We start from the raw sequence: 22999 nt of genomic DNA on the forward strand, positions 1-22999 counted from the left end.
ATGTTTGATGTTCAACTGCTGATCGGCGGCCAGTCCCGCGCGGCGACCGGCGGCGCCTCCTTCGAGCGGCGCAACCCGATATCGGAGCAAGTCGTCTCGCGCGCCGCCGCCACCACCGTGGCGGATGCGACGGCCGCCGTCGAGGCCGCCGCCGCTGCCTTCCCCGCCTGGGCCGCCATGGGCCCGAGCGAACGCCGTGGGCTGCTGCTGAAGGCGGCTGCGGTGCTGCAGGCCAAGACGCCCCAGTTCATCGAGGCGATGTCCGCCGAGACCGGCGCCACCGGCCTGTGGGGCGGCTTCAATGCGCAGCTGGCCGTGGGCATGCTGCAGGAGGCCGCGGCGCTGACCTCGCAGATCAGCGGCGAGGTCATCCCTTCGGATGTGCCCGGAAGCCTGGCCCTCGCGGTGCGGCAGCCGGCCGGCGTGGTGCTGGGCATGGCCCCCTGGAACGCGCCGGTGATCCTGGGCGTGCGCGCGATCGCCACCCCGCTGGCCTGCGGCAATACGGTGGTGCTGAAGGGCTCGGAGCTGTGCCCACGCACCCACCAGCTGATCATCGAGGTGTTGCAGGAAGCTGGCCTGCCCGACGGTGTCGTGAACTTCGTGACGAATGCGCCCGCCGATGCGGGCGCGGTGGTGGAGGCGATGATTGCCCACCCGGCCGTGCGTCGCGTGAACTTCACCGGCTCGACCCGCGTCGGCCGCATCATCGCGCAGCTGTGCGCGACGCATCTCAAGCCGGTCGTGCTCGAGCTGGGCGGCAAGGCGCCGCTGCTGGTGCTGGATGATGCCGACCTGGACGCCGCAGTCAGCGGCACCGCGTTCGGGGCCTTCGCGAATTCGGGCCAGATCTGCATGTCGACCGAACGCATCATCGTCGACGCCAAGGTGGCAGACGAGTTCGTGGCCAAGCTGGCCGTCAAGGCGAAATCCCTGCCGCACGGCGATCCGCGTGGACCGGCGCCGGTGGTGCTGGGCTCGGTGGTCGACATGAACGCCGTGGCGCGCTGCAACGACCTGATCGACGACGCGCTGGCCAAGGGCGCGAGCCTGGTCTGCGGCGGCAAGGCCAGCGACACCTTGTTCCCCGCCACCTTGCTCGACCATGTGACACCGGCAATGAAGATCTATGGCGAGGAATCGTTCGGCCCGGTCAAGGCCATCGTGCGCGTCGACGGCGTCGAGGCGGCCATCGCCTGCGCCAACGACAACGAGTACGGCCTCGCATCGGCCGTCTTTGGCCGCGACACTGCGCGCGCACTGGAGGTCGCCAAGCGCATCGAGTCCGGCATCTGCCACATCAACGGACCGACGGTGCATGACGAGGCCCAGATGCCGTTTGGCGGCGTCAAGGCCAGCGGCGTCGGCCGCTTCGGCGGCCGCGCCGGCGTGCATGAATTCACCGAACTGCGTTGGCTGACCGTGCAGACGACAACGCGCCACTACCCGTTCTGAATACCAGGAGCCCTCATGACGTTCGAATTCAAATCCAATGTGCGCTATCGCATGCCCGTGGTCTTCGGCCCGGCGCCAGGTCCGCGGCAAAAAGCGGATGGCACGCCCTGGACCGCCGAGGAAAGCGGCACCGCCAACGTGCAATGGGCGACCATCGCCTACCGTTCGGACCGTGCCAGGCTGGAGGCACTGCTGCCTGCAGGCTTTCAGCTGACAGCACCGGAAGTTCACGTCACGCTGGGCTTCTTTCGCGATCTGTACTGGCTCGCCGGCCGCGGCTACGGCATCGTCAATGTCGAAGTGCCGGTCACCTATGACGGCAAGGACCAGCGCATCGAAGGCGCGCTGTGCCTGGTGCTTTGGGAAGGCCGCCCCGACGCGATCACGACGGGCCGCGAGGAACTGGGCTTTCCGAAGCTCTTTGCCGACATCCCCGATGTCCGCCTGCGGCCCGAGACGGGCAGGCTGTCCGGCCAGGCCTCCTGGTTCGATCACACGTTCTTCGAGCTGGAAATGCATGGCCTGGAAGAGGTGGAAGTGCAGGAGAAGCGTCTGCTCGGTCCCAAGGGCGGGCCGATCTTCTACAAGTACATGCCGCGCACCGGGCCGTTCGGCTCCGGCGGCAGCGACGTGTCCTACGTGACCTGCTCCCATCCTCGAGCTGGCGAGGAAAGCAGCGCCCAGACCATCAGGTTCGGCGATGCCACGTATCGCAAGTGGCGCGCCACCGGTGGCTCGGTCAAATGGAACCCGGCCAGCTTCGAGCAACTGCCCACCACCCACCACGTGGTCAACGGCGTCGCCGGGCTGCCGATCCTCGAGTACCTGAGCGCCGAGATGATCGAGTTCAGCGCACCGGGCGTGGCGGTCGCCACCAACGGCCTGCGCGTGCTGGAACCGGCCTGAGCGGCCGGGGGCGCTTTCCTGTCTTTGCCTGATCGGATGGTGTGACATGACAGTATCGATTCGCAGAAGAGACCTGATGATCGGCGCGGCGACATGGGCCTCGTTGCCGCGCCTGGCCGGCGCGCAGCCTGGCGGGACCATCAGCTTCATCGTGCCCCAGCCGGCCGGCAACCCCACCGACGCACAGGCGCGCAAGATGCAGCCGGCGATGCAGAAAGAACTGGGCGCCACGCTGATCGTCGAGAACCTGCCGGGGGCGGGTGGATCGCTGGGCGTGCGCCGGCTGCTGACCGCAGCGCCGGAGACGTCGCCCTTGCTGATTGCCTCCCAGACGGAACCCATCCTCACGCCGCTGGCGATGCTCGGTGCGCGCTACAAGCCCGAAGACCTGCGCATGGTCGGGCTGGTCGGCACCACACCCTATGTACTGGTCGGCCGGCCAGGTCTGCCGGCGGCAAGCCTGAGCGAACTGCTGGCCCTGGCACGTCAGCCGGCGGGCAAGGAGCTGACGCTGGGGCATATTGGCTACGGTTCGCTGATCCATCTGATGGGCGAGCGGTGGGCGCGCAAGAGTGCCGTGACCATCACGCCAGTGCCCTACAAAGGGCTGCCGCCGATGCTGCAGGACCTGATGGGCGATCAGATCGATCTGAGCTTCCTGCCCTTGGGCGGCAATATTCCCAGCCTGATCGAGATGGGCAAGGTCAAGGCCTACGGACTGACCGCCGCGGCGGCCTCGCCCCGGTTGCCCCGCGTGCCGACGCTGGAACAGGGCGACAAGCGCCTGGCAGATTTCGTCTACAGCGCCTGGGCTGCGGTGTTCGTGGCGCGCGCGCTGCCGGACGCCCCGACGCGCCGGCTGCATGCGGCCGTGGCGTCCGCGCTGCGCGACCCCGAGGTCGTCGGCTATTCGCAGAGCAATGGCGTCGAGGTCGCCGAACCGATGTCGCTGGAACAGCTGGGACATTTCTACGCGAACCAGGCTCGCCTGTATCAGGCCATGGCGCGCGAATTGGACCTGCAGCCGCAATGAGCGCAGGCCAGCGGCCATTCATCAATAGGCAAGTACTTTTCAGAAAGACGCCGGCAGGCCACTGCGTCTGTGGATGCACGCAGTGACGCACTCGCTCACCCGGGATGCTTGGGGGGCGCGATCTTGTTGATGCCGCTCCAATGCTCTGCGAGTTTCCCGTCGCGCACGCGATAGGCATCGAAAACGAAGAATGGATAGGTGCGCGTCGGATCCTCCGGCTCGGGCTGGGGAAATTCGCCTGCGATGACCACCATGTCGCCCTCAGCGACGAGTAACGTCGGAGGAATCATGAGGTCCGGCTTGACCGCAAGCGGCGGCAAGCCACGAAACGTCTCTGCGACCAGAGCCTCCAGGCCAGCGCGGCCGCCGGGCAAATGAGAGGCATGCTGGCGATAGTCTTCGGCCACGAAGTCCTTGACTGCCGCAGGATTGCGGGCGTCGAAGACATGCCTGTAGAAGTCCATCACGAGTTGACGATTGCGAGCCTCTTGGTCTGTCGATTGGGTTGGGTGGGTCATGGTTTTGATCGTTGTTTACAGAGTGTGAGTTATCGAAAAGAGCCTTGGAAGTCACAGCAGGTCGCGTCACGTCTCGGGAGGGTGACAAGGTCTGCCGACGCGCGAGCTCGAACGCGGTTCGGCGTACCGTTCAACTGGTGTCGCCGTCTGCTACGTCGGCCATGGCGCCATCTCTCTTGGCCTTTGCCTTGTCGCCCAGCAAGAACAGCGCGGCACATCCAGCCAATGCGACGATGACGAGCGACCAGAGAAAGGTGTGACTGAACACCTGCACGAGCCAGAGCGGGGCGTCTTGGTAACCGTGGGGCGTGACACCGGCGTACGAGCCATCGCCAGTCGGATCGAAGCGAGAGATTCCGTGCGTGAGGATGACCGAGAACAGCGCCGTCCCGATGGCGCCGCCTGAGCGCTGCAGCACGTTCAAGCCACTGGTCGCTCTGGCGATCTCATGTCTTCGCAATGTACTGAGCGCGGCGCTCGTCGCCGGCATCATGGTCGATCCCTTTCCCAGGCCCGCGATGAACAGCGCAACCTCGATGATCCAGAGTGGTGTCGTCGCCCGGGTCGTGCCCAGGAGCAGAACAGAGATCGCGATGCAGGCGATGCCAACCAGGACGACCTTGCCGGCGCCGATCCTGTCCGTCAGATGGCTCGCAAGCGGCATTGCCAACATCGCGCCAAGGCCCTCCGCCGCGATCAACATCCCGGTATCAAAGGCCGAATAGCCCCGCAGCATCTGGAAATACAGGGGAACCAAAAGCGACAAGCCGAAGAAGGCCGCTCCCAGTAGAAAGCTGGTGAGCGCTGCGGCTGCGATAGTGCGCCGGCCAAACAGCCGAACATCGATCAGCGCATCGTCTCTGCGCCAGGCGTGAAGCACGAAGGCCACGATCATCGCAAGACCAGTCAACGCGCAGGCATCCGCTTCGATGGAGTTCAGACTCCCCGTCCCTGTGGCTTTGGCCAGGCCATAGACGAACAGGGCCAACCCGGGGGAGAGCAGCAGCAGGCCGAGCCCATCCAAGGGGTGCCCGAGCTTCGGTTCGTCGGCCACGAATACGCGGTGCGCGGCGTACAGCGCAATGGCGCCAATCGGCAGGTTGATGAAGAAGATCCAGCGCCAGGAGACGTCGTCGACCAGCCATCCCCCCAATGTAGGGCCGAGCACGGGTCCCAGAACGACAGGAACGCCGACGAAGCCCATCACCCGCCCCATCCGCCGAGGACCTGCGACCTGGCTCAGGATCGTCATGCCCGTTGGCAAGATCATGCCGCCACCCAGTCCTTGAAACACACGAAACAGGATGAGGCTCGAGATCGACCAGGCTGCGCCCGACAAGACAGACCCGGTCACGAACAGAAGAATCGATGTCATGTAGACGCGCTTGGTGCCAAACCGGTCAGCCGCCCAGCCCGCGAGCGGGATGATCGTGGTCAGAGCCAGCAGGTAGCCCGTCGATACCCATTGCACCGTTTCCAACGGCGAGTCGAATGCCGTTGTCAAACCGCGGATCGCCACATTGATGACGGTCGTGTCGAGAATCGACATCAACGCGCCGAGAACGACGACTCCCGCGACGCGCAGCAAAGAGGGATCCAGCGCTTCGGGTGACGGCCGAGCCGGCTCGATGTCTTGAGAAGGGTCGTTGACGATGTTCACGAACCACCTCCCACTTCGGGGCGCATCAATTCGCTTTTGCGCTTGGCCGCATCCACTGCGACCGTCGCCTCGCCATGGCGAATGGCGCGTGAAACCTGCAGGCTGCAGGCGCGTACCGCCGAGCCCACCTTGGCCGAGAGCGATGGCGGATGCCCGGCTCCGTTGCTCGAGAACGATTGCAGTGCCAAGCTGCGCACGAAGATGGTGAGGATCGGGTTGTCGATCAGCTCCAGAAGTCCATTTTCAACATCGATGAGATCCATCAGGGTGTCGAGCCGACCCGGCGGGACGTCTCCCGTCGAAGTCGGCGCAGCACCCTCGTTGCGTTGGGCGGCCAATCGGGCTCCCTCCACCATGAGTTGGCTTGCCAGTTCGAAGTTCTGCACAGGCGAGATGTCGCAGCTTGCGATCCCCGAGTTGACCAGGCGCACGACCGTTGCGATGCTGGGCGGCGTGCTGATCACGCCGCCGGCGCGCCCCCGGCAGCAGGCAACGATGCCGAGATCCTCAAGCATGCGCAAGGCCGGGCGCACGATGTCACTGGTGTAGCCATGGCGGGCACCTACATCCCACTCCGCCCCCAGCTTGATCGACGCGCCGGAGGGGCGGGCCAGGATTTCTCCCACGATCAGGCCCGCCAGTCGCGCGCACGACCTCTTCGAGTTGAAGAAGGCGATCGATGGGACGAGGTTCGCCATGTCGGTCGGCGCGTTCGCCGCAGGGCCATCGAACGTCTGCACGTGCTCGCGCATGAGCACATCCGCTCTCTCCACGTTGCCGGATCGGATGGCCGCCAGGAGCGCGTCCTCCAATGGACCGGCGTGGACCTGGGGCTGGTTGGCCCCGACTTTCACATTGGCGGCATTGCAGCGCTGCTGCACCTCTTCCAGGATATCCGTCAGAAAGGCAATCGGCGCGTTGCCCGAGGCTTGTGACAGCCGGCGCCGGAACTCCGAGCCGGGCAGGTTGCAAGGAATCGCAGATGCACTCCGGCTGGGGTGCGTCCGACCGCGTCCGATGATTGCGCGGATGGTCAGCTGACAAAGGATGAGGCGCGCGTCATGCAGCACACGGGGCGAGGTGCGACTGAGGAGCAAGTGCAGGATGAGCGCTTCAGCGGTGTCGTGCAGTCCCGGACGGCAGACGTAGAGCCCGCCGCCCGCGCCTCGCCGCACATGGATGAGCCGTCGCGTCTGCAGGATGGCGATGGCCTCCTGGCAGGCCTTGCGCCCGACGCCGAATCGCTGCCTGAGTTCCGACACCGACCCGATCAGGTGGCCCTCTGGCCAGCCGCGAACGGAAAGGTCCTGCGCCATCGCTGCCACGGTGTGGTGCGTCAGCGTGTATGGCCTGCTGTCCGGACCGACGATCCGATCGCTGAATTGCCGCCGGACGTCATTGCCAGGACCAGGAATATTCATGGCATGTCTCCAGGATCTTTGTTTGTGCCGGCGCTCTTGCGCGGCATCGATGAATCGCCAGGTTCTCTTCGGATCGCCTGGCTGGTGCCAGCGGTATTCAGTGTCCCCTGACAAAGTCCTCGGGTGCGGCGGGAACAGTCGGTCGATACGGCCGGCCAGGATGAATCCATTCGCTCGGATAGGCCGGCAGGAAGATCGCGAGAACCGCGGCCAGAGCGGTCAACACGGTCAGCGCGGCGAACGGAACCAGATAGCTGCCCGTGGCCATCTGCATTGCGCTCACCAGGAAAGGCGAGAGCCCGAGGAACAGCGTCGAGATCGCCAAGGTGAGACCCTGGATTTGCGCGAAGCACTTCAGCCCGAAATAGCGCGCGATGAGGAATGGGCCCAGGGAAGACTCGGCGCCTGTCGCGAAGCCAAGAAGCGCGTTGGCGACGAACAGGACCGCCAAGTTGCCATGATTGACATAGGAGAGAACGAGGCCGAGGGGCACGGCTGCAAAGATCGGGACGATGATCCAGGGGCGACGCGCCCGGTCCATCATCAATCCGCCAGACAGCAGGCCTACGATCGACGCAATGAACAGAACCGACTGCGACACTGCGACGGTCGCCGCATCGAAGCCCCGCTCGCCGAAGAAGCCGACGGCGTTCTGGCGCACCGACATCGGTCCGGCGGCTGCCAGCGCCAGGGACACGGCGATGAAAATCCACGTGCGAGTTCGAAGCGCCTTGCGCAACGCAATACCCGGAACGTCCCGCATGTCCGCCGCCGTCGGAGGCTTGGCAGACACCGGAGACTTGATACGTGACACCCCGTCATCGGGCTCCGACAGGAGGAAGAAGGCGGACGGAATCGCCAGAGCTGCGATCCAGGCGGCGACCACATAGTAGGCACCATTCCAGCCAAGTCCGGACGCAGGCGCGGTCGGACTGCCGATCAACGCAAAGAACACCGGCGAGAGGAAAGCGCTCGCGAGACTTGAAACCGTACCGATCAGGGCGAAGCCGATACCGCGGTGGCGAGGAAACCAGCCCGTGATCACCTTGAAGACAACGGCCAGACTCGCCATGAACCCGAATATCGAGGCCAGCACGATGACCAGGCCGAAGAGCCAGAGGATCCCACTGCTCAGTGGCACGAGCGCGGTCGCCGCTGCGTACAGGATGGTGGCAGGGACCGCAACCTTCCTGGCGCCCCATCTGTCCACCCAGGCGCCCGCGATCGGCAGGACGAACGGCGCGATCAGCAACGGAATGGCGACGAACAGCAACAGCGCCTCCGGCATCGACCGGCCGGTCTTGGCCGCGAACGACGCGGTGACGAAGGGCATCATTGCCGAAAGGCCTGCCGGGCTGAGCGTCATCAGGATGAAGCAGCCGATCAGCGCGGCTTTCGCCCGGCCAGGCGCTTGAACCAGGTCGAGGAAATAGTCTTTCCAAGGGGTTGCGGACGGCTCGCCTCTGGTGAACGAGGTTTGATCTAAGGTCTGTGCCATTGTTTTGTCTCCATTACGGTTTTGAGTGGAGCTTCAGCCCCATCTAGGTGGCCGCCAAGCGGCCTTGCGATCCGTCGATATCAGCCTTTCGGTGGTGGTCCGGGTGGCATGCCGGACGGCGGCGCCAGTGCCGCCAGCATCGGAAATGGCGGCAGCCCGAGCATGTCTCGGCCATTGATCTCAGCCATCGGATCGATGCGGAACGCGCCATGCGTCGCCAGCACATGGATGTCGCGCACGAAGCGCTGGATCGGGTTGGTCAGGCTGACCGTCGACGAGCCGAGCGCGAGCTGGAATCCATCAATGGCCTTCAGGCATTCGTGGATCTGGTGGACCAGGTCCATGGTGATCTCCGGCTCGTCCGGGGGCAGGAAATCCTCGCCAGCCAGCGCACGTCGGTCGACTTCGTCCGCGTGGCGGTAGATCACCGCTTCGGCGGCATTCACGATCGCGCGTGCCTTGCCGGCGACCACCTGGATGGAGGCCATCTCCGACATCGTGGTGTAGGGAACGTTGAACGGAGGCCGTTTCTTCGCCTGCTCGACGAACGCCGCCAGCGCGCCCCTTGCCATGCCGCAGGCGAGCGATGCAAAGGCAATCGTCATCGCCACCATCGAACCGATGGGGCTGTGCATGAAGCCGAGCCCGTGGTACTTGCCGCGCAGCCCATCGATGAGCCCGATCAGCTGGTCCATGTGAACGACGCGGTATTCCGGGACAAACACCTCTTCGGCCGCGCGCACGCTGTTGCTCGATGTCGCCATCAGGCCCATGACCTTCCAGTCATCGAGAATCTCGTACTGATCCCGCGACACGATTCCCATTGCGCGACGATGGGCGCCGGTCTCGGGATCGACATACCCGATGCCCACGGAGCCCCAGGCCGCGATGCGGCAGCCGCTGCCGAAAGGCCATTTGCCCTTGACCATGAAGCCGCCCTCGACCTTGCGACCCTCGCCGACGTGCGGCGCCAGGATCGTTGCACCGAACATCAGCGGACCGACCCAGCTGTCGACCTCGCTGAAGACCTCGTCGCGCGCACGCTGCGAGAAGGCCAGCGTATTGCGGGCAGCACTGGAGACGATCACCGTCCAGCCGGCCGAGGCATCTGCACGGCCCAGGACGTTGACGATCTCGGCGGTGTCGCGCGCGCCGAGCGCGTAGCCGCCAAGTTCGATGGGAAGCGTGATCTTGAAGGCACCGGCGTCGTGCAGTGCCTGCAGCGTCGCCGGCGCAAGCACCCCGAGCTCCTCGCCCTCGCGGGCATGGGTACGCAGGAGGTCGAGCTTGCCTGACAAGTCGTCGCGGATTCGCTGACCGGCTTCACTCAGATAGGGCGACTGCGCAAACTTCGCAGCCGCGCCGGGCGGCATGGAAAACTCTTTCATCTTCATGGCGCGCCTCAGGTCTTTTGAGGCGGGAACGGGTCCGCCATTTTTCTGAAAGTGCTCCAGTGCTCGGTGAGCTTGCCGCCACGGACCCGGAAAATGGTGATCATGTACCAGTCGTAGGTCTTTCCAGGCGCGGTGGGATCCGGCGTCGGCTCCTTCATCATGATGCAACCGAGCTCGCCCTCGACGACCACACTCACCACCGGAGGCGGCGTTACGCCACTAAGCGGAACGCGGCGGAAGTGCTCGATGAGCAGGTCTCGACCGTTGCCGGGCGCGTTTGGGTCATGCTGGATGTAGTCTTCGGCGATGAACCGGGTCATCACCTCCTGGACCTTCTCCTGCACGCTGCCGTCCCGCACCATGCGAGCGAGTTCGGCCTCGAACTCGATGAGCAGCCGCTTTGTCGCCGTGACCTCCGGCGAAGAGGAGGCGGCCACCGCCTCCATGTAGTCCGGACGGTCGATCCAGGTCCGGTACAGCTCCGGGTTGTGGATCTGGGCCACGCCATCGACAATCGAAAAATCATTCATCGGTTTACGAGCTCCAATTGGGGGGGATTGCCGCGCGTGGGCACAGCGCCGCCGAACATCGGGAACGGTTCCCGGCCAAGAATGCGGCGGCCGTTCTGTTCGGCCTGCGGGTCGACGCGAATCGCACCGTGCGACGTGAGGACCCGGATGTCTCGTGCGAAACGCTGGATGGGGTTCTTCAGCGACATGCTCGACGAACCAATCGTCTTTTGCAGGAGCGTGATCGCGTCTTCGCAGAGATTGCCGGCGTAGGCCAGGCTGAGGCTGTATTCGGACTCCTCCTCGAACGTGAAGTCCAGTTCCGCCGCCGTCCGTGCGTCCAATTGATCGGCGCAGCCTTCGATCGTGGCCGCGGCCACCTTGATCATGGCAAGCGCCTTGCCCGCGGCGACCTGGACCGACGCCATGTCAGCGATGGTCGGATAGGGCAAGCTGAACGGCTTGCGCGTCTGCGACTGCTCCGCGAAGCACTCCAGAGTCCCTCGCGCCATGCCCAGCGCGATGGCCATGTTGGTGAGCGTGACGGTAAGGAGCTGGGCCACGCCACGTTGCCGAAGCCCGGCGCCCTGGAAGTTCTTGCGAATCAGCTGCATGCGCAGCGGAAACTCGGCCAGATCCAGGAACCGGTGCGCGGGAACGAACTGCTCGGCGGTGATCTCGAGGCTGTTGCTGGCCGTTCCCGACAGTCCCATCACATGCCAATCGTCGACGATCTCGTACTGATGCCGCTGGACCACAACGACGCCGCGTCCGGAACCGCCAGCCGTTGCCGGGTCGTATTCGACGCCGAGCAGCGCCCATTTGGCATGCTTGCATCCGCTTCCGAACGCCCAGCGTCCCTTGACCATCCACCCACCGGCGACCTTGCGAGCGTCGCCGACCTTCGTCGCATAGACGGACGCACCGACGATGGCGGGGCCGGCCCACCCTTCGGTGTCGGCACGTACCTCTTCGATGATCTCGGGGCCCAGCGCCAACAGATTCTTCAGGCCGACGCCGACGAAGGCCGCCCAGCCGGCGGAGCCATCGCCTTCCCCTAGGGCGCTGATGACTTCGACGAGATCGCGCGCGCCGAGTGCATATCCGCCCCATTCGATGGGCATCCCCATCTTGAAGATGCCGGCGTCCGTGACCGCCTGCAATACGTCGGGCGTGAGCGAGCCGATCTTCTCGCCCTCGCGCGCCTGTTCACGGATCAGCGGGATCAATGCGCGCACCTTGGCTGTGATGGCTCGGCCGGTGTCGGTGAGCCAGGGTGATTCGATGGCGCCGGTCGGGACCATGGGCGGCATCGGTGGTAGTTTGATATCGGGTACTGACATTCCAAGATTTCCTAAACAGACATTTCAATGGTTGTGCCGGCCGCGTAATGAGCCGAACGAGCCGCGAATTCGGCGACCTGGCGCCCGACGAGATTCAGTTGGTTGGCGGCGGCCAGGTTCTGACAGGCGCCTTCGTGGAAAACCTTTTCCGACGTGTTGATCGCGGCCCCCATCGGGGTTGGCCAACCGCGCAGCGCGTGGACGATCGAGCGCAGCGCACCGAGCGTTCCTCCGGTGGCCTGCCAGCCATACGCAGTGGCGATCAGTCCGACGGGCATGCCGTCCAGATAGACCCGCCCGTCTTTCGCCATCTCCTCGAAATAATCGATAGCGTTCTTGACCAGGCCGGAGATGGTCCCGTGATATCCGGGGCTCGCGATGATCAGGCCATCCGCAGCGCGAATGGCATCGATCAGCGCCTGTCCGTCGCCGTTGCGCTCGATGCTGCCGGGAACATAGTGCGGCAGGGCCATCAGGTCCTCGCTGCCAAACAGTTGCGTCCGCCCGCCCGCCGCTTCGGCCGCCGACAGCGCGAGGACCAATGCCTGCTCGGTGGATGAGGTCTTGGAGGCCGTGCCGCCGATCCCGACGATGAACGGCTTCTTGGTCGATGAGGTTTTCATGAGCGGAACTCCCCCTCCATGACCAGCTCTTCGACCGGCCGCCGCGTATTGGGCTGTTCGCGCTCCTGCATGGGAGGGGGCAACACGCTCTTGTCCCCGATGCGGCCAATGGCGATGACTGTTTCGACGCGAAAGTTGTCGGGCACGTTCAGCACTTGCGCGGCACGCGCGACATCGAATCCCGCCATCGCGTGCGCGTGCCATCCGAGCTGGGTCGCTTGCAGCGCGAGATGCGCCCACGCCGCGCCGGCGTCCAGCGAATGGCTGTAGGACGGGATGGGCCCGGGAGCACCCGGCGGCTGTGCCGTGGTCGCGGAGACCAGCACGACCAGCGCCGACGCCCGTACCGCCCAGCCCTGGTTCATGGGGACCAGAAGATCGAACAGTCGCGACCATTGCGGCGTATCCCGTCGGGCGTAGATGAAGCGCCATGGCTGCGAGTTGAAGGAGGACGGCGCCCAGTGCGCGGCCTCGAAGAGCGTCATCAATTCCTGATCGGAAATGGTGGCCTTCTCGTCCAGGGCGCGCGGAGACCAGCGCTTCAGGAAGATCGGGTCGATGGCGTAGGCCGAAGAACGGGTGTTGAGGGAAGTGGACATATCGAATTTCTCTTTGTGAAGTCGTCAGCGCTGAGCCAAGCCGCCGGCAAACATGTTGAAAGGGGGAATGCCCAGGACGTGTCGCCCGGCGATTTCCGCAGCCGGGTCCCGACGGATGGCGCCGTGGGTCAGCATCACTCGCACGTCGCGTGCAAAGCGCTGTATGGGGTTGCGCAGACTGACCGACGATGACCCGATGCAAAGCTGCATCTCGTCGATCGCTTCGCCGCAGAGGTTCGCGGCGTAGACAAGGGTCATCGTGGCGAGCGATTCCTCGCGAGGCTCGAAGTCCTCGCCGCGACGGGTGCGCGCATCGACTTCCTCCGCCGTCTGCAAGATCAGGGCCTCGGCGGCCTGCACCATGGCATAGACACGTCCCGCAACCACCTGGGTCGAGGGCATCGTGGCCACCGTCTCGTAAGGCAGGTTGAACGGCACACGCTTGTTGGCCTGCTCGACAAAGGAATCAAGGCAACCCCTGGCCATGCCGAGCGCGATGGCGATATTGGCCAGAGCCGTCGACAGCATCGTCGACAAGGGCCCCATCCGATAGGTGAGGCCTTCGTACTTCTGCGACAGGGCTCCCAGCGCCGCGGGCAGGTCGGCGTGGCGCACCACGCGATGCGCCGGGACGAATACCGCACTGCGGGCGACGATGCTGTTGCTCGAGCTTGCCGCCATGCCCATGACGTGCCAGTCGTCCAGGAGCTCGTACTGATCGCGAGAAAGCAGTGCCAGGCCGCGGACGGGTTTTCCGTCCTCCTGCCATTCGATGCCGACAACCGCCCACGCGGCATAGCTGCAACCGCTGCCGTACATCCACTTGCCCGTGACCAGGAAGCCATCGCCGGTGCGCTCGGCCTGGCCGACGATGTTGGAAAAGATCGAGGCGCCCACCGCTGCCGGTCCGACCCAATCCCCAAGCTTGGCGCCGACTTCGTCGACCGCCTGTGGGCTGAAGGCCAGGACCATGCGGATGCCGGACGCAGCAAAGCCGCTCCAACCTGCAGATCCGTCAGCGTAGGATGCGGCCGCGATCACCTCCACGAGATCCCGGGCGCCGAAAGCCGAGCCTCCGTATTTCTGCGGCAAGGTGATGCGAAAGAAGCCGGTTTCGTCCAGCGCCCGCAAAGCTTGCGGAACAAGGGCGGTGGCTTTCTCGCTTTCCCATGCGGTTTCGCGAAGCAGCGGTGTCAGCGCCTTGATCGCGTCGCGCATCTTGGCGGCCTCGGGGCTCGGACCCCGGGCATCGGTGCCGGCGCCGAAAGCCGCCGGCTTGCTGAGATGGTTCATGTCTCCGTCTCGTTTTCGTTGGGTTGACCTGGCCGATGCAGTGTCGTCAGCGCAGCATGGAAAACGAAGTCTCAAAGGGTCACGACTCTTGCTGGTTCCCGTCTCATCGGGCGTCGCGGCTTCGGTGGTGATTCCGTGACCTGATGTGACCCTGAAGCTGGTCAAACCCTGTGTCGCGCGGCGCTGAACTCAAACAGAATGGCGCGATCACAGTGCACGTGGAGCAGACATGGTTTCAGGCCTGATCGCCGCCTTTGAACTGCAGAAAGGCGCCATCAATGCGGCATTGCATGCCGTGTTGCAGAGTGAAACTTTCCGACGCGCGAAGCGCTTGCGTCAGTTGCTTCAATATCTCGTATCCGAAACCCTGGCCGGGCGTGGCGAACGGCTGAAACAATTCAATATTGCGGTTGACGCATTCGGCCATGGTGGAGATTTCTATCCGCAGTTCCAGACGAGCGTGCGGACCGAAGCATGGCGGTTGAGGTCGCGGCTCGAGTTCTATTACCAGACCGAAGGCATCCTCGACCAGGTGCGCATCTCATTGCCCAAAGGCGGCTTCATGCCGGCGTTCCAGTTCATGAACGGGAATGTCGCACCGCAGGAGGCACGGTCGCTCGCACGCAGCGAGTCTGCGCCGCGACTATTGATCCTCCCCTTCTCGGGTCTGAATATCGACGACTCGGACACGGTGACGGCATTTCATGACGAGATCAGCCTCTACCTGGCAAATCCGCCGATCGTCGCCATACTCTCGCGTGGTTCCAGCGAGAAGTTCGCTGCGATGGCAAGTAACCTGCAGCAGGTTGTGCGGGAATCACAGGCGTCCTATGTCATGGAAGGAAGCCTTTTCCGCCAGGGGAAGGTCTACCGACTGAATCTGCGAATCATCGACCCGCTTCGGGACGTGACCGTCTGGTCTGGCCGCCACGAGCAGGAAGTGGATGACATGATCGCCTTTCAGAAAAGGGTGGCCACCGAGGTCGCGGCCTCTGTCCATTCCTGGGTCAGCTCCAGGCCATCGTGCATCACTGTCGAAGACGACATGGCGCCACGGTATCTGTTGCGCGACAACGTATTGCTGCGCGAGTATCTGCGCGGTGCAATCCGGGACCAGGCGACAGGTGACCAGGTGGCGCTAGGCCTCAGCCGTCTCACGTCCGGCCATATTGACGAGGCAGTCATGATGTTCCGCCGGGCGATCGGTGCCAGCCCGAGGGAAGGTTTGCCACACACCGCGCTGGGATTGGGATACCTTCAATCAGGCCGCCTGGAAGAAGCATTCGCATCGGCTGAGCGCGGTGTGGCGCTGGCTCCGCGGTCGGCATTCGCGCACTCCTCGCTGGCGGCAGTTTGCATGCACATGCGTGACTTCGATGGCGCCATCATGTTCGCTCAGCGGTCGGTCGCATTGGCGCCGGAATTCGACGCGGCCCAACTGCTGCTGGGCGACTGTTTTCTTTACGCAGGATTTCACAAAACCGCCATTTCCCAATTGGAGGAGGCGTGCCGCCTGATGGACGAACATCCCGCGGCCTTGGCGCATCTCGGCTATGCCTATGCCAGAGCGGGCCAGGAGGACGAAGCACGGCGCATTCTCGGCGTCCTGCAAGACGGCAAGGATGACGACCATGGGCCCGACTCTGCCGCGATGACGCTGATTCATGCCGGACTGGAAGAAATCGACCAGGCTTTCGAGTGGCTTGATCGCGCGTTGATGTCGCGAATCCATACGCAAGGATTGTTGCTGCTCACGTCGCCCGCCTACGACGGCCTGCGTGCCCATCCGCATTTCGATTCCCTGGCCACGCGTCTGAACGCGCCGTAGGGGCCGACGCTGATTCACTGTCTGGAGACAAGCCGCATCGGGTGGTGGCCGCTGAGGCTTGAAGCGCCAATGGAAATGCTGCTCATCGGCAGCAGCCTGTGAGCAGCAGATCTGCGTAATTCAAAAAGAAATAAGCAGCTTTTGATCAAGTATCACTGCCGTTGGTAGCTTCGAGTTCCACACGGTTCCGGGATTGGTAACCACGGATGCGGTCGATACCAAGTACACGCCGTTGGTCAGCCGATAAGAATAAGAGAGCATCCCTGCGGTGGAGAGCGTCACCGAGTTCTGAACGCCGAGTTTCGTGACCATCTTCTGCAGGTCACGGCTGCCGAACGTTTGACTGTAGGCAAGCGAGACCATATCGAAAGGCCTGCTCGCGAACGGCCCGATATAGAACAGGGCGACAGAATAATCCCTGGTGTACATGTTTCGATCGGCGGGAGCGTAGTTGACCTTGACGTCCAGATTCAGCCCGCCGGGACCGTGGGCGCTTTTCGTCAGCTGCATCGTCAGTCCGGCATAGGCTGCATAGTTGTTGCTGGCCGTTTGCCCGTCATACTTTGTGTAGTCCGTCGTGTTGTAAATAAGGCCGGCTCTCGCCCAAACGGAGCGCCCCTCCTGCGACAGCCCAGTCTTGTAGCCAAACTCGTTGACGAACAGCGCCGAAGTCCCGGGGGTGCGCCAGCGAAGGCCGTAGCGGTTTTGCGCCAATTCCTCCGTGGCACCGGAGGAGCTGATGCTGCGTGATATCCCGAAACGGTTGTAGAAACTCTTTGTCCAGGGATCCTTGACTGTGATTTCCGCTGTGGGGGTCGGCGTGTAGACGCTAAGGCCGGCCAGCGATGGAATCACACTGGACAAGCTCTGTGCCACGGACCCTGCGTTTCCGGTGAGATTCATCCCCACGAAATCCTGGATCGTCAGCAGATAGCCCGCTTTGAGTTCAACTGTATTGTCAAGAAGCGGCTGCGTAATTCCGAGCGTGGTCACGGCAGGGTGCATGACGGGTGCTTCCCCCGCGCGATTGTGGGAATACATCGTGGAAACACTGCCGGTAAATTGGCCGCCGGCCGGAAAACCGATTCGAGACAGGTCGTAGGTGGCATAGACGTTGCCGATGATGTAACCGCTGGCGCCGTTGTGCCCAGCATATTTCTGAGTTCCGCCGTCATTCTTGTTTTTAATATCGCGGTCGATCACTGGAGAAATTGTTCCCTGGATACCCCACCCTGAGTTGGCAAGCCAATCTCGAACACCGAACAGGCTTGGGTAAACCGTTTCGCACACCGATGGCTGGTCGATGGTGCTCATGATGCGGGTGTTGTACTGATCGAACTTCTGGCAAGCAGGATCCAGGAAGGGCAAGCCGGACGGGCCATTTGGGGCGGATTCCGGACCCGATTGCGTGGGCTGCGCGCGAGGGATCTCGGGTGTGTTCTCCCGCTCCTGAGCCAGGCTTTTCGATGCCCCGAAGACTGCGAACAATGACACCACCGAAATGAAATTGACAACTCGCGGCGACACGGTCGCTGCAGACAGATTACGAAGCACAGTCTCCTCCTAGAGATTAAAAATGCACCAGAGCAGCAAGTACTGCTAAAGGCATCTTCAGCCAGCCACTGGAGGAAAAATAGGTGCATCTATCGCCGCGCATACCTCAGGGAAACGCCATAGCGTGAGCATGCACCCTGTGCGGCCCCCTTGCAGACTGCAGATGGCTCTTTGCGCGGTCATTCATATGGTTGGATGGGGCCATGTCGACGTTCTGGGGGCTCATCAGCCGCGCTGCGGACGCAGTTGTGCCGCGGTACACAGCCGCGTGAGGTTGTAGGTCGCCACCGGCCACCTCCTCTGACCCAGATCTACGACGATGTCTGGTGCATCGAAAGCCGGTATGTTGACCAGTACATCTTGCGTTCCAGCGCCGAATTCATGCTTGTCGATTCGCTCAATAGCGCGATCGAGGCACAGACCTACACGGCACGCTATCGCGCCGGCGTTGACTAGTGCCGAGGACCCACTCCGTCCAGCTACAGGCACATGAAGGTGGCTGACTTTCGTTCACCTTGCACATTTCCGAAAATCAGATCTGCCTCGTCGCCAGCTCGGACGGCCCGTCTTCTTGGGCCGTCGCTGTGCGCGCCAACCACCGTGACAGTCGACTGTCGAACAACAGCTCATAGAGCGCCGGAACCATCCCCAGCGTGACCAGCGTGCCCAGCGCGAGCCCGCCGATGATGGTGACGGCCATGCCCGACCAGAGCGGGCCGCCGAACAGCAGCAACGGCACCAGCCCGGCCACGCAGGTCAGCTTGGTCATCACGATGGGACGCAGGCGCTGAACGGCCGAGGTGACGACGGCATCCCTGGGGGTGCGGCCCGCATGAATTTCCGCTTCGATGCGCTCGAGCAGCAACACGGCGTTGTTGACGATGATGCCGGCCAGGGAGAGCAGTCCGAAGTTCGCCATGAAGCCCAGAGGCTCGCCCATCAGCTTCAGCGCGGGTGCCACGCCGATCAACGTGAACGGGATGATGGCCAGGATCAGCAGCAGCTTCCGGAAGGAGCCGAACTGCCAGATGAACAGCACCAGCATCGCGATCGCCGCATGTGGAAGGTACTCGCTCAACGCAGCGTTGGCTTCCGCGGCCTCTTCGATCTCGGCGCCCAGTTCGATGGCATAGCCCGGTGGCAACGCCAGTGCCGAGACGGCGGGAGCCAGTCGGGTCACGACCTGCTGCGCGGTTTCGGTTTCGCTGTGCCCCTCCACCGTCAGCGTGCGAGAGAGATCGCGGCGCCGGACCACAGAAGGCTCGGAACCCAGCGAGACGTGGGCGATGGCCGAAATCGGTACTGGCGCAGCGCCCGATGGATACACCAATGTGTTGACCACATCCTCGGTGTGTTGACGTTGCGCAGGGGTGCCGCGCACCACCACAGGCACCAGTGTGTCGCCGTCGCGCAGCATCGAGACATCGACCCCGGAGAACCGGGCGGCCAGCGAGGTGGCGACGTCTTCGCTCGTGACGCCGAGGCGGCGGGCCTTGGCCTGGTCGACCTGCACATCGATGCGCGGAATGCGGTTGTTCCAGTCGTCTCGTACGCCGACGACGCCCGGCACCTTGCGCAGCTCTCCCTTGATCTGCTCGCCCAGGCGTTTGAGCACCGTCTCGTCGGGACCGGAAATCCGGTACGCCACCGCACCCGAGTCGCTGGAACCCAGCGAGAAGCGCTTGACCTCGCCGCGGATCTCGGGATAGGTCTGCGACAGGTAGGCGCGCGTGCGCGCAATCATCGCGTCGAGCTCATTCTTGGAGCTGACACCGACTGTGAAATAGCCGATGTGCGAAGCCGGCAGTGGCGGGTTCAGCCCCAGGATGATGCGCGGTCCGCCATCAGCGACGTAGCCGATGCTGGTCGTGACCTCGGGGTTGATCTTCTTGTCGGAAAGCCAGCGACTGACGGCTTGCACCTTGGCGAGCGTGGTGCGCGAATCGGTGCCAGGCTGCAACTCGATCGAGACCTGGTACTGGGGTCGGTCCGACTTCGGCAGGAAGCCGGACGGAACCGTCGACAGCAGCAGCATGGCAAGCGTGAACAGGACCGCCATCGCGCCGAAGAAAACCAGCTTGTGATCCAGCACGGCGTGGATGGCTCGTCGATAGACACGGTAGAAGCGGGCCTCGGATTTGGCTTCTGTGTCGGCGTTGCCAGCGGCAGCGTGCACGGTGTGAGACGACGCCTTGAGGAAGTAATGGCACAGCAGCGGTGTCACTGTCAGGCACAGCAGCCAGGAGCCCAGCAAGGCGATCGCCAGCACCACCACCAGCGGCCGGAGGTATTCGTTGATCGAGGTGTCGCCGAAGAAGAAGGGAGAGAACGCGAAGATGATCACGAGCGATGAGGTGAGCAAGGGAATCGCGAGCGATCTTCCCGCCTGGATGCACGCCTCGCGCCGCGCCTCGCCGGCCGCGAGCCGGCGTTCGACGTCTTCCACGATCACGATGCCGTTGTCCACCAGCAGCCCCAGCGCGATGATGATGGCGGCCATCGATACGCTGTGCAGCTCGATGTGGAGAAACTGCATCGCGATCAAGGTACCGAGGATGGTCAAGGGCACGATGCTGCCCACGATCACACCCGCTCGCCAGCCCAGGAAAAGCACGACCACCGTCATGACGATCACAATGGTCTCGCCCATCACCTGGTTCATCTTGCCCATCTCGCGCTCCACCACGTCGGCCTGGAAGGTGACGTAGTCGAGCGTGAAGCCGGCGGGCAACAGTTGCTGAAGCTCACCCATGAGCCCCTTCAGGCTGCGGCCGAAGGCCTTGATGTTCTGGCCGGCGCGCATCGACACGCCGAGCACCACGGCCGGTTCGCCCTTGTAGATCGCCGCGGAATCCGGAGGATCGGCAGGCAGTACCTTGATCTGCGCGATGTCGCCCAGGCGGATCGTGTTCTCCAGGCGGCCGTTGCGGTCCGGCACGCCGAGCACGAATTCGCGCAGGGCCTGAAGCGAGCGGATCTCGCCGGAGGCGACCACCGCGCTGTTGAGACCGCTCATCACCATCTGGCCACCTGACAGCACCACGTTCTGCTGCTGCAGCTGCTGGAGCACGGCAGGCGCTGCAAGCCCCAATCCGCCCAGGCGCGCCTGATCGAATTCGATGTAGACGCGCTCGTCCTGCAGTCCGTGGAAGCTGATGTTCTGCACACCCGGCAGCTGGTAGAGCCGATCGCGGACCCGCTTGAGCGGCTCACGCATCTCGCTCATGGCGAAGCCTGGCGCGGTCACTGCGATCGAGGCAACCGCGACGCGCCCGAAGTCGTCGTTGACGACCGGGGGCAAGGTGCCGGTGGGGAACTGCGGCGACACCTCCGCTACCTTGGCCCGGACCTTTTGCCAGATCGGCGCCAGGTCGGCGTAGCCCTCGAGGATCGTGGCCTGCACGATGACCGACCCGTTGCGCACGGTGCTGATCACGTGCTTGAGTTCAGGCAGTTCGCGCAAGCGCGCCTCGAGCGGGCGGGCGACGAGCTGTTCCATCCGCTCGACCGGCAGCCCGGGGTTGTAGACGAAGATCATCGCGTCACGAATCGTGGTCGATGGCTCCTCCTGAGAGGGGAAGCGCAGGAACGCGAAGACGCCTGCAAGAAGCACCAGCGCCGCAACGAACAAGGTCAGCCGGCTTGAGCCCAGCGCAGATTCGGTGAGCTTCATGGCTTGGCTCCGTGAAGCAGCGTCGTGGATGCGTGGGCAACGGCAGCTTGCCCTTCGTTCAGGAAGGCCGCTCCGGCAACCACCACCTGGTCACCGGCGTTCAGCCCGGACGTCACTGGAATGCGCCCGTCGGGCAGCAATCCCGATCCCAGTTGGACGGAGCGCCCCACGAGCCGGGAATTTTCGAGCACGAAGACTTTGCCGCGGCCGGGCTCGGTATCGAGCAAGAGCGCCGCAGCAGGCACCGAAGGAACCTTGCTTGCCTCGCCTGGAAGTTCCAGCGACACCATGGCACCGCTGCGCAATGCCGGCGCCGCTCCGTCAACCCGAAAGATGGCCTGCACCAGCGAGCCGCTGTCGTTGCGGCTGGAGATGCGCTCCAGCTTCAGCGGCAGGACGGCGGCGGGCTGCGCCGGTCGAGAGATGGATGCCTGGGCGGGCTCGCCGGGGGCAATGCGCGCTGCCACGGCCTCCGGCAGCATGGCGACCACTTCCAGAGTCTGACCAGCCTCGATCTGGAACACGGCCACGCCCGAGCCGATGTCGGAGTAAGGCTGGACGTTGCGCGCCACGATCACACCGTCGAAGGGGGCGGTGATCCGCGACAGGGCCAGCTCCCGCCGCGCAAGTGCCGATGCCGCCTCGGCAGCCCGGAGTTGGCTCTGCGCGATGCGATGCTGCGTCTGGACGGACTCCAGCGTGACGGGGGAGACGATCTGGTCTTTGGCCAGCGACTCGTTCTGCCGCAGCTGGGTGGTCCGCTCCGCGAGGGAGGCGACCGCGGCGAGGCGGTCCGCTTCAGCCTTGTCGATGCGGCGCAGCGCAGGCGCTTCGTCAAGGCGGGCAAGCACCTGTCCCGCGCGCACACGGTCTCCGACATCCACAAGAATGGCACTGATGCGGCCCGACGATTCGAAACCGAGGTCGGAGCGCTGATGCGCGCGCACGGTGCCGACAAAGGTCTCACTGGCTTGCATCGCGCTGGCGGAGATGGCCTCCACCTTGACGGGGCGAGGCAGGGTGGGGGGCGGTGGGGATGTGCGGGCGCAGCCTGCGATCAGCGCGGTCAGCAATGCGGCGGCCATGGCCGTGGAGGTCGAGAATGACATGAGCGTGTGTGGGAAGGGTTCAGGGGAGTTCTTTGGCCAGGGCGTGGAGCGCCTGGCGCATTGCCTTGCGCTGGCGGTCGCTGAACTGGTGAAAGCTCAGGAGTTCCATCACCGACATGCCGTCCAGCGCCGCAGCGATGACCAATGCGGTGCCACTCCGGGAGCCAGACTTGGCAAAGTCGCCGTACAGGCGGCTGTAGAAGTCGCGCACTGGTCCGAGCAGATAGGGATAGCTGGACGCGGCTGCGAGCAGGTTGCTGATCAACTGCTTTTCCCTGGGCTCCATGTCGAAGGTGTCGTCGATCAGGGCCCGCAGCAGGGCGCCGCTGGAGCTGCCTGCCTGTGCCGCCTTGGCTCGGCTGCGTTGGTCCCATTCGTCGAGGATGGCCTGGACGACCGCCGCCAGGAGTTCGTCCCTGGTCTTGAAGTGATAGATCAGGCCCCCCTTGGTGACCCCAGCCGCAGCGGCAACGGCTTCAAGTGTGAGTTCCTGAACCCCCCGGGCAGAGACGATCTCGGAGGCGACATCGATGAGTCGCTGCTTGGCACTGGTGCGCGGTGACGAACTGGTCATGGTCTGTTG

At 64.0% G+C, this 22999-nt stretch carries 18 protein-coding genes; 4 read left to right on the plus strand and 14 right to left on the minus strand.

The features are described 5' to 3' along the window. From ACSFCA_RS17145 to ACSFCA_RS17155, 3 genes are read left to right on the plus strand one after another with little or no spacing between them, the layout of a single operon-like run. Window positions 1-1455: an aldehyde dehydrogenase gene (locus ACSFCA_RS17145; RefSeq protein WP_435460427.1), complete on the plus strand. Its 1455-nt coding sequence runs from the start codon at window positions 1-3 to the stop codon at window positions 1453-1455. Between the two features lie 15 nt (window positions 1456-1470). Beyond that, complete coding sequence (locus ACSFCA_RS17150) at window positions 1471-2361, plus strand: acetoacetate decarboxylase family protein (RefSeq protein ID WP_435460426.1); 891 nt, start codon at window positions 1471-1473, stop codon at window positions 2359-2361. 46 nt (window positions 2362-2407) lie between these two features. Continuing rightward, entirely contained in the window at window positions 2408-3394 is a 987-nt protein-coding gene (locus ACSFCA_RS17155; protein ID WP_258352341.1) for a Bug family tripartite tricarboxylate transporter substrate binding protein, read from the plus strand. Window positions 3395-3489: 95 nt separating this feature from the next. On the opposite strand, the gene ACSFCA_RS17160 is transcribed toward ACSFCA_RS17155, so the two are convergent. From ACSFCA_RS17160 to ACSFCA_RS17205, 10 genes are all read right to left on the minus strand, one after another. Further along, the gene (locus ACSFCA_RS17160) at window positions 3490-3912 is read right to left on the minus strand and encodes a nuclear transport factor 2 family protein (protein ID WP_258352340.1); all 423 of its coding nucleotides are present in this window, start codon (window positions 3910-3912) and stop codon (window positions 3490-3492) included. 130 nt (window positions 3913-4042) lie between these two features. Beyond that, on the minus strand, window positions 4043-5572 hold the full coding sequence (locus ACSFCA_RS17165; protein ID WP_435460425.1) for a DHA2 family efflux MFS transporter permease subunit: 1530 nt from the start codon (window positions 5570-5572) through the stop codon (window positions 4043-4045). Next, window positions 5569-6993, minus strand: coding sequence for a FadR/GntR family transcriptional regulator (locus ACSFCA_RS17170; RefSeq protein ID WP_435460424.1), 1425 nt, complete (start codon window positions 6991-6993; stop codon window positions 5569-5571). The genes ACSFCA_RS17165 and ACSFCA_RS17170 overlap by 4 nt, the downstream gene beginning before the upstream one ends. Before the next feature lie 97 nt (window positions 6994-7090). Beyond that, window positions 7091-8491 carry an MFS transporter gene (locus ACSFCA_RS17175; RefSeq protein ID WP_435460423.1) on the minus strand — a complete coding sequence of 467 codons (1401 nt, stop codon included), beginning with the start codon at window positions 8489-8491 and terminating at the stop codon, window positions 7091-7093. Window positions 8492-8571: 80 nt separating this feature from the next. Next, window positions 8572-9864: an acyl-CoA dehydrogenase family protein gene (locus ACSFCA_RS17180; RefSeq protein ID WP_435460422.1), complete on the minus strand. Its 1293-nt coding sequence runs from the start codon at window positions 9862-9864 to the stop codon at window positions 8572-8574. Between the two features lie 29 nt (window positions 9865-9893). After that, window positions 9894-10415, minus strand: a complete 522-nt coding sequence (locus tag ACSFCA_RS17185; RefSeq protein ID WP_258352335.1) for a nuclear transport factor 2 family protein — start codon at window positions 10413-10415, stop codon at window positions 9894-9896. Continuing rightward, window positions 10412-11737, minus strand: coding sequence for an acyl-CoA dehydrogenase family protein (locus tag ACSFCA_RS17190; RefSeq protein ID WP_435477099.1), 1326 nt, complete (start codon window positions 11735-11737; stop codon window positions 10412-10414). Before ACSFCA_RS17190 ends, ACSFCA_RS17185 begins: the two co-directional genes overlap by 4 nt. Before the next feature lie 11 nt (window positions 11738-11748). Further along, a complete protein-coding gene (locus ACSFCA_RS17195; protein WP_258352333.1) occupies window positions 11749-12360 on the minus strand; it encodes an NADPH-dependent FMN reductase in 612 nt (203 codons plus the stop codon). Then, window positions 12357-12959, minus strand: coding sequence for a nitroreductase family protein (locus tag ACSFCA_RS17200; protein ID WP_435460421.1), 603 nt, complete (start codon window positions 12957-12959; stop codon window positions 12357-12359). Before ACSFCA_RS17200 ends, ACSFCA_RS17195 begins: the two co-directional genes overlap by 4 nt. A gap of 24 nt (window positions 12960-12983) precedes the next feature. Then, complete coding sequence (locus ACSFCA_RS17205) at window positions 12984-14252, minus strand: acyl-CoA dehydrogenase family protein (RefSeq protein ID WP_435460420.1); 1269 nt, start codon at window positions 14250-14252, stop codon at window positions 12984-12986. 229 nt (window positions 14253-14481) lie between these two features. On the opposite strand from ACSFCA_RS17205, the gene ACSFCA_RS17210 reads away from it, so the two are divergent. After that, window positions 14482-16080, plus strand: coding sequence for a tetratricopeptide repeat protein (locus ACSFCA_RS17210; protein ID WP_435460419.1), 1599 nt, complete (start codon window positions 14482-14484; stop codon window positions 16078-16080). Window positions 16081-16200: 120 nt separating this feature from the next. Here ACSFCA_RS17210 and ACSFCA_RS17215 read toward each other — a convergent pair whose 3' ends face one another. From ACSFCA_RS17215 to ACSFCA_RS17230, 4 genes are all read right to left on the minus strand, one after another. After that, window positions 16201-17394: a carbohydrate porin gene (locus ACSFCA_RS17215; RefSeq protein WP_258352329.1), complete on the minus strand. Its 1194-nt coding sequence runs from the start codon at window positions 17392-17394 to the stop codon at window positions 16201-16203. A 772-nt stretch (window positions 17395-18166) separates the two neighbouring features. Further along, the gene (locus ACSFCA_RS17220) at window positions 18167-21307 is read right to left on the minus strand and encodes an efflux RND transporter permease subunit (protein ID WP_435460418.1); all 3141 of its coding nucleotides are present in this window, start codon (window positions 21305-21307) and stop codon (window positions 18167-18169) included. Then, window positions 21304-22416, minus strand: coding sequence for an efflux RND transporter periplasmic adaptor subunit (locus ACSFCA_RS17225; protein ID WP_435460417.1), 1113 nt, complete (start codon window positions 22414-22416; stop codon window positions 21304-21306). Before ACSFCA_RS17225 ends, ACSFCA_RS17220 begins: the two co-directional genes overlap by 4 nt. A gap of 19 nt (window positions 22417-22435) precedes the next feature. Continuing rightward, complete coding sequence (locus tag ACSFCA_RS17230) at window positions 22436-22990, minus strand: TetR/AcrR family transcriptional regulator (protein ID WP_435460416.1); 555 nt, start codon at window positions 22988-22990, stop codon at window positions 22436-22438. Window positions 22991-22999: the final 9 nt, after the last annotated feature.

It is taken from the genome of Variovorax multivorans (assembly GCF_051216835.1).
In the GTDB taxonomy this organism is placed as follows: domain Bacteria; phylum Pseudomonadota; class Gammaproteobacteria; order Burkholderiales; family Burkholderiaceae_C; genus Variovorax.

Coding starts and splice junctions, on each gene's coding strand:
- ACSFCA_RS17200 (WP_435460421.1), bottom strand. CDS start 12,959: ATGTCCACTTCCCTCAACACCCGTTCTTCGGCCTACGCCATCGACCCG.
- ACSFCA_RS17225 (WP_435460417.1), bottom strand. CDS start 22,416: ATGTCATTCTCGACCTCCACGGCCATGGCCGCCGCATTGCTGACCGCG.
- ACSFCA_RS17190 (WP_435477099.1), bottom strand. CDS start 11,737: ATGTCAGTACCCGATATCAAACTACCACCGATGCCGCCCATGGTCCCG.
- ACSFCA_RS17210 (WP_435460419.1), top strand. CDS start 14,482: ATGGTTTCAGGCCTGATCGCCGCCTTTGAACTGCAGAAAGGCGCCATC.
- ACSFCA_RS17175 (WP_435460423.1), bottom strand. CDS start 8,491: ATGGCACAGACCTTAGATCAAACCTCGTTCACCAGAGGCGAGCCGTCC.
- ACSFCA_RS17170 (WP_435460424.1), bottom strand. CDS start 6,993: ATGAATATTCCTGGTCCTGGCAATGACGTCCGGCGGCAATTCAGCGAT.
- ACSFCA_RS17150 (WP_435460426.1), top strand. CDS start 1,471: ATGACGTTCGAATTCAAATCCAATGTGCGCTATCGCATGCCCGTGGTC.
- ACSFCA_RS17145 (WP_435460427.1), top strand. CDS start 1: ATGTTTGATGTTCAACTGCTGATCGGCGGCCAGTCCCGCGCGGCGACC.
- ACSFCA_RS17180 (WP_435460422.1), bottom strand. CDS start 9,864: ATGCCGCCCGGCGCGGCTGCGAAGTTTGCGCAGTCGCCCTATCTGAGT.
- ACSFCA_RS17160 (WP_258352340.1), bottom strand. CDS start 3,912: ATGACCCACCCAACCCAATCGACAGACCAAGAGGCTCGCAATCGTCAA.
- ACSFCA_RS17155 (WP_258352341.1), top strand. CDS start 2,408: ATGACAGTATCGATTCGCAGAAGAGACCTGATGATCGGCGCGGCGACA.
- ACSFCA_RS17230 (WP_435460416.1), bottom strand. CDS start 22,990: ATGACCAGTTCGTCACCGCGCACCAGTGCCAAGCAGCGACTCATCGAT.
- ACSFCA_RS17220 (WP_435460418.1), bottom strand. CDS start 21,307: ATGAAGCTCACCGAATCTGCGCTGGGCTCAAGCCGGCTGACCTTGTTC.
- ACSFCA_RS17215 (WP_258352329.1), bottom strand. CDS start 17,394: ATGAGCACCATCGACCAGCCATCGGTGTGCGAAACGGTTTACCCAAGC.
- ACSFCA_RS17205 (WP_435460420.1), bottom strand. CDS start 14,252: ATGAACCATCTCAGCAAGCCGGCGGCTTTCGGCGCCGGCACCGATGCC.
- ACSFCA_RS17195 (WP_258352333.1), bottom strand. CDS start 12,360: ATGAAAACCTCATCGACCAAGAAGCCGTTCATCGTCGGGATCGGCGGC.
- ACSFCA_RS17185 (WP_258352335.1), bottom strand. CDS start 10,415: ATGAATGATTTTTCGATTGTCGATGGCGTGGCCCAGATCCACAACCCG.